The sequence below is a fragment of the Stieleria maiorica genome, assembly GCF_008035925.1.
GTDB classification, from domain to species: Bacteria; Planctomycetota; Planctomycetia; order Pirellulales; family Pirellulaceae; genus Stieleria; species Stieleria maiorica.
In genome coordinates, this window is the sequence record NZ_CP036264.1 from 8,752,489 (window position 1) to 8,765,561 (window position 13,073).

At 60.2% G+C, this 13,073-nt stretch carries 8 protein-coding genes; 4 read left to right on the plus strand and 4 right to left on the minus strand.

Annotated elements, in window-relative coordinates; translation table 11 throughout:
• Positions 1-4: 4 nt before the first annotated feature.
• The 4 genes from Mal15_RS29720 to Mal15_RS29735 form a co-directional block, all read right to left on the minus strand.
• Positions 5-814, minus strand: coding sequence for a reverse transcriptase domain-containing protein (locus Mal15_RS29720; RefSeq protein ID WP_233903115.1), 810 nt, complete (start codon positions 812-814; stop codon positions 5-7).
• 1,017 nt (positions 815-1,831) lie between these two features.
• Positions 1,832-5,146, minus strand: a complete 3,315-nt coding sequence (locus Mal15_RS29725) for a transglutaminase family protein (protein ID WP_147871070.1) — start codon at positions 5,144-5,146, stop codon at positions 1,832-1,834.
• Positions 5,143-6,093 carry an alpha-E domain-containing protein gene (locus Mal15_RS29730; RefSeq protein WP_147871071.1) on the minus strand — a complete coding sequence of 317 codons (951 nt, stop codon included), beginning with the start codon at positions 6,091-6,093 and terminating at the stop codon, positions 5,143-5,145. The genes Mal15_RS29725 and Mal15_RS29730 overlap by 4 nt, the downstream gene beginning before the upstream one ends.
• Positions 6,094-6,231: 138 nt before the next feature.
• Positions 6,232-7,779 (minus strand): circularly permuted type 2 ATP-grasp protein, encoded by a 1,548-nt coding sequence (locus Mal15_RS29735; protein WP_147871072.1) that lies wholly within the window; start codon positions 7,777-7,779, stop codon positions 6,232-6,234.
• 363 nt (positions 7,780-8,142) lie between these two features.
• Between Mal15_RS29735 and Mal15_RS29740 the strand changes: the two genes are divergently transcribed.
• The 4 genes from Mal15_RS29740 to Mal15_RS29755 all read left to right on the plus strand — a co-directional run bounded on the left by Mal15_RS29740 (position 8,143) and on the right by Mal15_RS29755 (position 13,033).
• Positions 8,143-10,344 (plus strand): hypothetical protein, encoded by a 2,202-nt coding sequence (locus Mal15_RS29740; RefSeq protein ID WP_147871073.1) that lies wholly within the window; start codon positions 8,143-8,145, stop codon positions 10,342-10,344.
• Between the two features lie 684 nt (positions 10,345-11,028).
• Positions 11,029-11,967 carry a flagellar type III secretion system pore protein FliP gene (gene fliP, locus Mal15_RS29745; RefSeq protein ID WP_233903116.1) on the plus strand — a complete coding sequence of 313 codons (939 nt, stop codon included), beginning with the start codon at positions 11,029-11,031 and terminating at the stop codon, positions 11,965-11,967.
• Positions 11,968-12,231, plus strand: a complete 264-nt coding sequence (locus Mal15_RS29750) for a flagellar biosynthetic protein FliQ (RefSeq protein WP_147871074.1) — start codon at positions 11,968-11,970, stop codon at positions 12,229-12,231.
• Between the two features lie 10 nt (positions 12,232-12,241).
• Positions 12,242-13,033: a flagellar biosynthetic protein FliR gene (locus Mal15_RS29755; RefSeq protein WP_147871075.1), complete on the plus strand. Its 792-nt coding sequence runs from the start codon at positions 12,242-12,244 to the stop codon at positions 13,031-13,033.
• The last annotated feature ends 40 nt before the right edge of the window (positions 13,034-13,073 follow it).

Below are 13,073 nucleotides of genomic sequence, written 5' to 3' on the forward strand. Positions count from 1 at the left end.
CGCACTAGGCGGTTCGCCGTTTCGGAGCAAGCTCGCTCCATCTTTCTTCGAGCGTGAATAAGCCTTGAGACTGCAGCCAGGTGTTCGAAAGAGCTTGGTGAACGCCAGACGTCGTCGAGAGACGCCATGGACCCTTGCCCGAGTGGGCCGGAGGGTAGGATTCTTCGTGTGGCACGCCAAGAGCTTGCAACTTCTTCAATCGGGTGCGTGGTAAGCGCCAATTGCTCCAGTAACACGCTCGGACGCGTCGCCGCAGCCACTTGTCCAGGGTGAGCGTAAAACTCTTGCGTTGTTCTAAGACGAAGTAATCGATCCAACCCCGAAGGTACAGACGAAGTTCACGAAACCGCTGACGCATCGAGATGCCGCGGTTGCGGGTCAAAATCTCTTTTGCCCGTTGCTTGAACTTCTTGAGACTCTTCGGGCTCACTCGGATCTGGCCGCCGAAACCGTGGAATTGGTAGCCGAGGAATTCGACACCGGCGGTTCGGCAGATGCAACTTTTGTCGCGGTTGACGACCAGCTTAAGGGTCCCAGTGAGGTAACGTTCCACCGAGTCAAAGACCCGCCGGGCCGCGCGTTCCGATCGTACGAAGATCAGAAAATCGTCGGCGTAGCGAACAAGACGGAGGCCCCGTTGTTCGAGAACCTTGTGAAAATCATCCAACAGAATGTTGGCCAACAAGGGAGACAACGGGCCGCCTTGCATCGTGCCTTCGGTGGAAGGTTGGAGGATGCCATCGACCATCACGCCCGCGCGCAGGTAGCGGCCGATCAGCTTCAGCAGTACACGGTCGTGGACCTTACGAGACATCCGCCCCGCCTTTCGGGCAAGCCCTACTCGCGGGTACATGTCTGAGATCTCCCCAAATAAGGGGCTCCCGCAAGCGGGAGCATCGTGATCTATCCCTGCCCAAGCTCCTGATTTACCTACGCTAAGCAATTCTTTTGGGCATCCGCCGGGCTTCCGGTTCGGCTTCGCGGTCAGCAGCCCGCTGGAACGCCTTGGGTCGCTCTGCGACAGGCCTGGAGTCGTCATTTTTGACAATGAAAAATCGTTCGCCGCGACTGGGTGAACGGCGGATGTTCACGCTGCTGACCGACGCCTGACGACGGTGCCGATTTCTCTTTCGTGTGATTGGCCTGTTTCGTGGTCCCCTCTCTTCCGCGGTTCCCAGCGTTGTCCAACGCCTGACATCCCGACTGCGATTGGTGCGCTCGAATTGCGTCCACCGGATTTCATCAGACCTTTGTTTCCTGAGATACGCCTCTAGTGTTACGGTTTGATAGGTGCGCTGACGTACTTGCTGGAAGGGGCTCACGCAAGGTCGCCAAGCCGCAAAGATTTGCACCTGCGCCTTTGCGGCTTGGCGTCTTTGCGTGACTCTTGTCTCACTTGGTGCGCGGTCGACTCGGCCGAATTCGACAAACCGACGCCTGTCGAATGCAACGGCGACAACCGACGCGCTGACTGCTGACTTGGAGACTCGATTTCACTCGGCGATTTCAATCGAGTACATTGGCAACCAGCGATGATGGCTCAAACTGTCTTCGTGGCCGATCCGCGTGAACCGAGTGGTGCACGCGGACGTCGATTTTTTGAGTGACGGATTTGATCGCAGCGGAAGTCGCCAAGACTTTCGCAAGCCGTGGGCCCTCTCTGGCGTTTGCTTGCTGCGCAAACGCCGTCTCTCCCAGAGGGAGAGAATCTAAATTGGTCGCCAAATGCGGCTGTAATAGAATTGACGTCCCCCGCAGCGACAACGGGCGGATAAAGCCTGCACACCCACACGCGACCCGCCCGGAACGGCATCGTCTCAGGAGAAGCGTGTTAGTTTCGGACCACCTTGCGCAGGTCGAACGTCACGGGGAAGTCGTTGGGCGAATCGACCGGGGGCAGGTCGGGCAGCACCAGGCGGCCGCCGGTCACGGTGCCGGTGTGGAACCGCGCCGAGCGACGTGTTTCCGCTTCGTTGGCGTTGACCGGATAGATCTCGTGAGCCCGTCCGCTGGGATCGGACACGAAGTAGCGGCATCCACCGATCGAGTGCTCGGTGAATCGGTCCACGATGTCGAACTGCAACGGCACATGAACCCCGATCGTCGGGTGCAAACAACGCGGCGGCTGCCAGGCGCGGAATTTAATTCCCGCCAAGTACTGCCCGGCCACTTCGCTGGGATGCATCGGGACACGATGACCGTTGCACAGCACGGCGTAACGCGCGGGGTCGAAACCGTCCAAACTGAGTTGCACCCGCTCCATCGACGAATCGACAAAACGAGCCGTGCCGCCACCGGACGGTTCTTCGCCCATCAGATACCACGGTTCGATCGCCCCGCGCAATTCCATCCGTGCATCGCCGAGCACGATTTCACCGATCTTGGGAAAACGAAACTCGTAATGCGGCAAGAACCACTCCAGTTTCAAATCGACGCCCATCTGACGGAGCACACTGAGCAGTTCGTCGAGATCATTCCAGACAAAATGCGGCAGCATGAAGCGGTCATACAGCGACGTGCCCCAGCGCGCCAGCGGTTGTTTGTAGGGTTGATTCCAGAATGCGGCGACGATCCCGCGGATCAACAGTTGTTGTGCCAGATTCATCCTCGCGTTGGGCGGCATCTCAAAGCCGCGGAACTCCACCAGCCCCAAACGGCCGGTGCTGGAATCGGGCGAATAGAGTTTGTCGATACAGATTTCGGCGCGGTGCGTGTTGCCGGTCAAATCGACCAACAAATCTCGGTACAAGCGGTCGACCGTCCAAGGCATGATTTGCTGCCCCTCGCGATAGAACCGCTCCATTTCCACCAGCGCGATCTCCATCTCATGAACGCTGTCGCGGCGGGCTTCGTCCATCCGCGGTGCCTGGCTGGTCGGCCCGATGAATTTGCCGCTGAACAGATACGACAGGGCAGGGTGGTTGTGCCAGAACCGAATCATGCTGGCCAACAAGTCGGGGCGACGGATGAAGGGGCTGTCGGTCGGGGTCTTGCCGCCCAGCACGACGTGGGCACCGCCTCCGGTCCCGGTGTGCATGCCGTCGATGTCGAACTTCTGTGCCGTCAATCGACTCTCGCGAGCCTCGCGATAAATCGTTTCGGTCAGATCGACCAATTCACGCCACGACGACGTGGGTTGAACGTTGACTTCGATCACCCCCGGATCGGGCGTGACCTTGAACATTTCGATGCGGTGGTCGTGCGGCGGCAAATAGCCTTCCAAAACCACGGGGAGGTCCAGATCGACGCAGGTTTCTTCGACGGCCGAGACCAGATCCAAATAGTCTTCCAAGTTTTGCGTCGGCGGCATGAAGACGTGCAGTCGGCCGAAACGACACTCGACACACAACGCCGTCGGGATCACTTCGGCCTCCAGCGGCCTGTCGTCCTCACGGCGCAGCTGCTCACGGACCTGTTCGATTCGCTGTTGGTCTTGCCGAATGGTCGGAACCTCCGGCAACGGATTGCGTGGTGCAAACGGATCGTACGGCAGAGAGTCGACCGGAGAGAGCGCGGCGGACTTGGGCAGACTGTCCAGCGGCAACCGCAGCCCGATCGGCGAGTCACCGGGGATGACAAACACTTTTTCGCCGCGGACCGGCCAACGTCCGCCGATCCACCCCGGGTGTGCTTGCCACCAGGCGCGTTTGAGCGGCATCACGAACCCGACGGGTTTGTTCAGCCCCTGGGTGAACGTACGGACCATCATCGCCCGTTCGTTGGGGTCTTCCAACTTCGGGTCGGTCGGTTCGACATCGATCGGCAGCTTCTGTTCTTTCCACAGGTAGTGAAAGGTGTCTTCATAGACCGGCAGCGTGACCTTGGACTCGATCCCCAGCGTGACGGCCAGGTGTTTGACGAAGCGTTGGGCATCGTCGTGGGTGAACCCGTAATCCTTGCCTTCGTCGGCGATGTACTTGGGGTTTTGCCAAACCGGTTGTCCGTCTTTGCGCCACAAACAGGTCAGCGCCCAACGCGGCAACGACTCACCGGGGTACCATTTCCCCTGGCCGTAGTGCAGCAGCGCGCCGGGTGCGACGGTGTCGCGCAGTTTTAACAGCAAGACGTTGGAGAGCACGCGTTTTTCTTTGCCGACCGCATCGGTGTTCCACTGCGGGTGATCGACGTCGTCGATGGCGACGAACGTCGGTTCCCCGCCCATCGTCAGCCGCACGTCGCCGATGGCCAAGGCATCGTCGACGCGGTCGCCGGCCGCCACGATCTCCGACCATTGATGGTCGGTGTACGGCTTGGTGGTCCGCGGGGCTTCGACGATCCGCGTGACCGTCATCTCGTGCTGGAATTCGACTTCGCACGGTTCGTGTCCGCCGGTGATCGGTGCCGCATCGCTGTAGTGCGGCGTGCACGCCAACGGGATGTGCCCCTCGCCGGCCATCAAGCCGCTGGTCGGGTCCAAGCCGACCCATCCGGCACCGGGCAAATACACTTCGGTCCAAGCGTGCAGATCACAAAAATCGGCCGTCGGTCCGGACGGCCCTTCGATCGGTTTCTCATCCGGCGCCAGTTGGATCAGATAGCCTGAAACGAACCGCGCGGCCATCCCGATATTGCGAAAGGCTTGGACCAGCATCCAGGCCGAATCGCGACACGATCCGCTGGCCAGCTGCAACGTTTCTTCCGGCGTCTGCACGCCCGGTTCCAGGCGGATCTTGTATTCGATTCGCTGCTGCGCCATGCGATTGACGTCGACCAGAAAATCGATCACCCGCTCGGATTCTTTGGGCAATTCCTCGATCCACTCCCCCAACAGCGGCGTCATCGGATCGGCGGCCAGATAGGGCGCCAGCTGACGTTCGATTTCCGGAGCGTACTTGAACGGCCACGACTCGGCGCTCTCCTCGACGAAAAAATCGAACGGGTTGATCACCGTCATGTCGGCGACCAGATCGACCACGATCGACAATTCACGCGCCCGTTTGGGGAACACCAAGCGGGCAACGGGATTGGCAAAGGGGTCTTGTTGCCAATTGATGAAATGGTCTTCGGGACGAATGCTCAGATCGTAGGAGACGATTTTGGTGCGGCCATGGTACGCCGGTCGCAGGCGAACTTTCTGGGGGCCAAGCCCGATCGCGCGGTCGTATTGATACTGAGTCTTGTGGTGGAGAGCGACGCGGATGGTCATGCAGAGTAAGTTGCGTAAAAGTAGTCTTGTCCGAGTGAATCACCGACGGCGTTGAGTTCAACTTGCAGGCGATCGATGAACTGGTGCATGCCGCCGGCGATGACTTCTTTGACGTTCGTGTTTTCCAAACGGTGGCGAAGTGCGGCGATCCGCTGCCTGGCCTGGCCGGGCAATTCCGATTCCGATTCGCTTTCGATCTCGCGAAGTGATCGATCCACGCCGGCGATGCAGGAATAGATGCTGCGTGGAAACGTACGATGAAACAGGAAAAACGCAACGATCTTTTCGATATCCATCAGCTGATGTTCGCGACGATAGGCTTCGAAACCGCTGATCGCCAGCAGCAACGTGGACCACTGCAGGTCATCCACGGCGGTGCCGACGTCTTCGACGCGTGGCAGCAGATTGAAATACTTGACGTCCAAAATCCGTGACGTCTTGTCGGCACGCTCCAGTAAACGCCCGATGTTCATGAAGTGCCAGGCCGTGTTGTGGGCCATCGTGCTGTCCAGCACGCCCGTCCACATCAACGCATAGTCGCGGACCTGATCAAAAAAGTCGGCCGTCGGATCGGTCAACTGCGGCGGGCTGCTGTCGCGAACGAAATGATAAAAATTGTTCAGCTGTTCGAAGGCCTCGGTCGACAACGCTTCGCGAACGCTCCGCGCGTTCTCACGCGAGGCCCGCAAACACGTCAACATCGAACTGTGATACTCACCATCGAATGCCAGAAACTGCACCACATTCTGACACGTCGCTTTGCCGTACTTTTTCTTGAACCACTCGTTGTCCCCGGTCACCTGGACCAGCGGTTCCCAGGGATCGACCAGGTATTCCGGCTGGTCCAACGTCATGTGCAAGGTCACTTCGATGAAACGAGCCAGATTCTCAGCCCGCTCGGCCTGACGGCTCATCCAATAAATCGATTCAGCAACACGTGAAAGCATCTTTGGCTCTGCTAGGTTGTCCCCCGTCGGTCCCCCGACGGTTCTCGTCTACGTTTCCTTCGGCTCGCTTGATTCGGACGAGCCGTTCCAATTGTCAATGGCCAACTCTCATCGGCCGGTCCGTCATTGCTCGAAGTGTCAGTGCTCGGGTGGGTCGGTGTCGTCACCGTGCACCGAAGCGATCGCTTGCCCTTGTTCGGCGACCACCCAGGTGTCCTTGCTGCCGCCGCCTTGAGATGAATTGACGACCAACGATCCTTTTCGTAGCGCCACGCGGGTCAGCCCGCCCGGCAAGACCCAAACGTCATCGGGACGGCTGCACAGAATGTAGGGTCGCAAATCGACGTGGCGTCCTTCCAGATGATCGTCGACGACGGTGGGGGCGCGAGAGAGTTGCAGCGTCGGCTGGGCGATCCAGTTCCGCGGGTCCTCGTTGATTTTTTTGGCAAACGCGTCACGTTCTTCTTGCGTCGCCTGGGGCCCGATCAGAATCCCATAGCCGCCCGATTCCCCGGCCGCCTTGATCACCAATTCATCCATGTGCGCCAACACGTACTCCCGATCCTCGTCCTTTTGACACACATAGGTCGGCACGTTCGGCAAGATCGGTTCTTCGTCCAAGTAATACTTGATCATGTCCGGGACGAACGCATAGATCACTTTGTCGTCGGCGATCCCCGTCCCCGGTGCATTGGCCAGCGTCACGTTGCCGGCGCGGTAGGCGTCCATCAATCCGGCCACGCCCAGCACGCTGTCCTTGCGAAACGTTTTCGGATCCAAAAACGCGTCATCGATGCGGCGGTAGATCACGTCGACCCGTTGCAATCCACGCGTCGTTTTCATGTACACCAGGTCGCTTTCGACGACCAGATCACGGCCCTCGACCAACTGGACCCCCATTTTCTGGGCCAGGAACGAGTGCTCGTAGTACGCGCTGTTGAAAACCCCTGGCGTCAGCACCACCACGGTCGGATCGGAGACGTGTGGCGGGGCGACGTCACGCAACAGTTGAAACAGCCGCGACGTGTAATCGGTCACCGGCCGGACCCGCGAGGCGCCGAACACCTGCGGAAAGTTTCGTTTCATCACGTGGCGGTTTTGCAGCACATACGACACCCCCGACGGGCAGCGTAAATTGTCCTCCAACACATAAACCGTTCCGCTGTTGTCACGCACCAGATCGGTCCCTGTGATGTGACACCACACGTCGTTGAAGGGTTTCAATCCGCGGCACTCTTTCAGGTAGGCCGGCGCCGTATCGACCAACTCCGCCGGAACGATGCCTTCCTGGATGATCTCCCGCTCGTTGTAGACGTCGCACAAAAATCGATTGAGCGCGCGGATCCGCTGGCGCAGTCCGGCATCGATGTGTTTCCACAGAATCGCCGAAACGATCCGCGGAACCACATCAAACGGCATGATCTTTTCCGTTCCCGATTTGTCGCTGTAGACCGTGAACGTGATCCCCATCCGATACAGGGCCTGCTCGATCGCGTGCTGACGACGCAGCAACTCTTTCGGCGGCAGCCGGTTGAACAACGAAACCAAGGCTTCGGCGTCGGGCCGAGCGAGGTTGTTCTGGTCCACCAGTTCGTCAAAGAAACCGTCCGACTGGTAGTCGGGCAGCGTCGGAATCGGACCGGCAGATTGAACCTGAGACAGAGATCCGGAAGTTTGTTTTTGCATGGCGGAGTCTTCTACACCCCGGCGAACGGGGCGCGACGGCAAACGACACGAAGGAAAAGGACGTTCGATGGTGGGACTGGATCCGCCAAGTTCCAGACGATCGACCTGATTCTAATCACATCCGCGTCCGGACGTCTCCAGGAACCCGCCTGGCAGACCATTGCGGGGAACAGCCCTCCCGAAAACTCACTTTAAGGGAATCGCGCGGGCTTCGCATGCGTCTGCCGGCAAAGTTTCCAGCGGATTGAACGAATTGCGAACCGATTTTCCGTCACACCGCTGCATCGCCGGGCTCTGTCCGTTTATGCTCGTCCGCGGGTTGATACTCGTCCGCTCTCAGCTGCTCGCGCTTCCATCACCACCGTGCCCGCCGATACCCTGAAACGCCTGCCGCTTTATTCGCTTGCCTCGGGCATGATCGTCGCGATCGTGCTGGTCGTCTTTGCCGTTTCCCGGACCCCCATCCCCAACATCGGCCTGGGGGCACTCGGATTGCTGCCGCTTGCCGCTGCACTGGTCGATTCGGTCCGTTTGAAAAGCAAATTCGCCGCGGCCGGATCCAAACAAACCGGCGGGGCAGGGCAGGGCGGTGCCGACTCGGCTGGCGACGACGCCGCGGGGCTGGCCGAATGGTTGGACCAGCGTGCCGAATCGCTGGCGGTGCGTGAACGGGACTTGAACGGCCGCGCCCTGTCGCTGCAGCAATGGCTGCAATTTCCCGACGCGATCGATTTCAAACACCCCGATGATCTCCGTCCGCGACCGCAACAGGACTTGCCCACGATCTCGGCCGATGACCCGATGGCCCGGCACGATCGCCAACTGTTGGAATTGGTCGAATCCAAAACACGCGAGTTGTTTGACAGCATCAAGCGAGATGCGTACCGCAAAGACAGCGGTGACCGCAAAGTGTTTGACAACGAGCGAATTCGCAGCGACCTGTTCGCGCTGGTTTCCGACGTCGTGGCGATCTATCGCCCCGGCGAAACCTCGCCGCTCTTGAAAACCAACGTCGACGCCGTTTCTCGTGCCGTCGGACGCGCCTCGCTGAGACTGTTGGTCGCCGTGGAGAGTTTGCCGGGAGGGCTGGCGAGCTACGATTTCCAATCGATCTACAACGTCGTGATGCGGGCCGTCAAAACGTTCGGGATCTACAAATCCGCCAAACCCTACATCGATGTCGCCTCCAGCGTGCTGTTTGCCGGGCGGATCGTCAGCAGCACCAACCCGCTGACCCTGGTCGCCTGGTGGGCGGCCAGCAAAGCGACCACCTACGGCGCATCCAAGTTGGGCGAGCACGTGCTGGACCAACAAGCCGTCGGGCTGATCCGGCAACTGGTCGAAATCATCGCGATCGAAGTCGCATCCATCTACAGCCCGATGGTCCGCTACCGCGATGTGCACTGGATCTACGGCGTCGAACTGGTGCACCTGGCCGGCGAATTGGGCATTTCCGATTCCGCCCGCGTGGCGGCGATGAAACAGTTGGCGGCACTGAATCTGCGCGACGAATACGGACGCGTTTCGCTGATGCGGCACCTGGCCGACGGCACGACGTCCCGGCCGGCCAACTACCAGCCCGCGCAATCCTTGTCCGCATCCGACCGCAGGATCGTTGCCGAGCGTTTGGAAGCGTTCTTGCTCAGTCACGTCTTGGTTGACAAACGCAATCGACCGCAAAAATCGCTGATCGATGCCTGGCAGTCCGCGGCCGCCGACCGGTTGGAAATCCAATTCCGCGCCGGCCAAGTCAGTGCGTCGGCCGAGGAACAATCCGAGCGTGCGGTCGTGGCGTTGGCGGCGTTTGCGTTGCAGCACTTCGGCGACGAACCCGACGCCGCCATCGGTCGGATCGAGTCCACCAAGACCTGGAATGCGATCGATTCCTCCACTCGCGCGAGATTGTCCCGAGAACTGGAATCCGATCCGCCGTTCTTGTATCACCCGCCCGACGTGAATCCGGATAGCGAAGTCTGCGTGCGTTATCTCAGTGATCTGATCGAGTTGGCGGCCGCGGGTCGCAAATCGCCATCGCTGCTGGAGACGGGACCTGGAGTCGAAGACGATGGCGTCCAACTGGCCACTTGGCCCGGCGAGAACGCCCTCCGCGTGTCCGCGTACTTCCTCCGCGCCGATGCCGAAGCCGCGATCAAATGCTATCGCCAATCCGACGCGGCGCACCTGCTGGGCAAACCCAATCCGCCCAGCCTGTCCCCCGAGATCGCCGCGGCACTGCACTACTTGGCCGGCCAATCCGGCACCGGCGAGTCGATCCGCTGCGTGTTCAGCGATGCCAGGATCGAGTCCACCGAGCAGGCCGTTGCGCTTGCGAGAATCGGTTCGTCGCTGATCTGCTTTCGGATTCAGACGGACACGGACCAGTCGACCACCAAGCTGTTCGTCGTGTCCCGCTGCCCGATCGCCGACACGAGAATCGAAAAGGTCGCCGGGTATGTCCGCAGCGATTGCCGCGTGACGTTTCCCGATTCGACCACGTTGCTGGTCCCGGGCAGCACGCTGGCCGGCTACGACGCCTACTTCGCCGGCCTGCGAGACGCCGGGTGAAGCCCAGCGATGCCAGCGGGAAGCGTCACGACCTGTTGATTTAATCAACCGTTTTGCGCGAGCCTACGGGCGACAGTGCATTTTCTTGGTATTGGAGGCCCGTACGCTTGCGCGAAACGGCTGATCCCACGTGTGATCGAATTAAATCAACAGGCCGGTCAGCGAGCGGCCCGGGAATCAACTCCACCACAAACGCCCGCCACCGGCTCACGCCACGTGCGGGCATCCCATGCCAGCGGGAAGCGTCAGCGAGCGGCCCGCGAATCAACTCCACCACCAGCGCCCGCCACTGGCTCACGCCACGTGCTGGCATCCCATGCCAGCGGGAAGCGTCACGACCTGTTGATTTAATCAGCCGTTTGGCGCGAGCCTACGGGCGACAGTGCATTTTCTTGGTATTGGAGGCCCGTACGCTTGCGCGAAACGGCTGATCCCACGTGTGATCGAATTAAATCAACAGGCCGGTCAGCGAGCGGCCCGGGAATCAACTCCACCACCAGCGCCCGCCACTGGCTCACGCCACGCGCGGGCATCCCATGCCAGCCGCTCTCGTTCCCGGGCTCCGCCCGGGAACAAGTCGAAAACTAATCTTTCGATTTCTGCGTGCTTTTTCCTAAAGTCCCGGTCGCTGGCGGCCGACGGGGTCGCCGCGTCCGCCGACCCACTCGCGACCCGGTCCCGATCTTGAACCGCTTCCTGCCACTCTTGCTGCCCCTGGTGCTGCTGACACTGCTGTGTCCGGGCAGGGTGACCGCAGAGCAGGGCGGCAGCCTCGACTTCCCGGAGCAGGGAAATCTCCCGGGGCAGGGCAATCAGCCGGGGCAGGGCAATCTGCCGGGGCAGGGCAGGGCGGTCGCGGCCGACGACTCAGTTCCACAGTTAGTTTCACGGCCGACGATCTCGCTGTCGGCCGAGGCGATCGAAACCATCGCCGGCGGCCCCGAATCGTGGGCCAGCCCCGACAAAGTCGGCGGCAGCATCCAAACGATGTTGTTGCTGTCGGTGATTTCGCTCGCCCCCGCGATCCTGTTAATGACGACCTGTTACATCCGCATCATCGTCGTGCTTTCGCTGCTGCGACAAGCGATCGGGTTACAGGCCTTGCCGCCGACGCAGGTGCTGACCAGCATTTCATTGTTCATGACGCTGTTGGTGATGACACCGGTCTGGACCCGCGTCTACGACGAAGCGATCAAACCCTACACCGATCCGGACACGGAGATGACGCTGGCGGAGGCCTATGAAGCCGGCGCGTTGCCGGTCCGCGAATTCATGTCGAAACAAATTGCCGCGGCGAAGAACCACGCCGACGTGGTCCTGTTTTACCGACACGCCGTCCCGGACGGGCCGACCCCAAGTTCCTTTGCCGACATCCCGATCCGAGTGCTGTTACCGGCGTTCGTGATCAGCGAGCTGAAGATCGCGTTCTTGATGGGATTCAGCATCTACCTGCCGTTCCTGGTCGTCGACATCGTGGTCGCCAGCGTGACGATGTCGATGGGGATGTTCATGCTGCCGCCGGCGATGATCTCGCTGCCGCTGAAACTGTTGTTGTTCGTGCTGGTCAATGGCTGGCACTTGGTCGTGGGAATGTTGTTGGCCAGTTTTGGACCGGTGGGTTAGATGACGCTCGATTCCAGCCAAGCCGTTGACCTGTGCCGCCAGGCGTTGATGCTGGCCGCGTTGTTGGCCGCCCCCGTGTTGTTGATCGGCGCGGTCGTCGGCATCGTGACCGGGCTGTTGCAAACGCTGTTTCAAATCCAAGATCAATCGATTTCCTTTGTGCCCAAATTGATCGTGTCCAGCCTGGTGCTGTTGGCCTGCATGCCGTGGATGTTTTCGCGGATGATCGAATTCACCCAGACCATGTTCGTCGGTTCGCCGTAAGTATTGCTCGATGAATTTCTACGACACGCTCGGCGACGTGACCGGACAATGGCTGCTGCACCAGCTGATGGTCTTTGCGATGGTCGCCGCCCGGCTTGGCGGACTGGTCGTCGCGTTGCCGGTCCTTTCCGGCGGGCTGCCGATGCGAATTCGTGTGCTGTTGGTACTCGCGATCACGCTGGTGCTGGTACCCGGCGTCGGCACCGCGGTTCCCTCTGCCGGAACCGAGCTTGCCGGAATCGAGATCCTCTTTTCCGCCGGACGTGAAGTCATCTTTGGGATGATCATCGGTGGCGTGGTTCAACTGCTGGTCTCGGGCGTCTCCCTGGCCGGCGAACTGATTTCCAACGCGACGGGCATGCAGTTGGCGCAAACCGCCGATCCGTCCAGCGGCGAGCCCGTCCCGCAACTTTCGCGGTTGCTGGGGCTGTTGGTGACGGCAGTCCTGTTCGCCGTCGGCGGGCATCGTTTACTGATCGATGCGTTGCTGACCAGCTTTCACCGGTTTCCGCCGATGACCGTCTCGATTGATCAAACGCTGTCCGCATTGGTGATCGATCATTTGGCCATCGGGATCGAATCAGGCCTTCGCGTCGCCGCGCCGGTGGTCGCCTGCGTGATGCTGACCAATTTAGTCGTGGCGTTGGTCAGCCGGACCGCTCCGCAATTGAATGTCTTGGCGATCGGATTGAACATCAACGTGATGGCGGCGTTGTTGCTGATGGCATTGACGATCGGATCGGCGGGATTGGTCTTCGAAACCGAACTTTCCAACGCGATCGCGAGGCTGAGGTTGAAGTAGTGGACGACGTGAGCAGTCCTCGCAGTTCGCATTCCGAAAG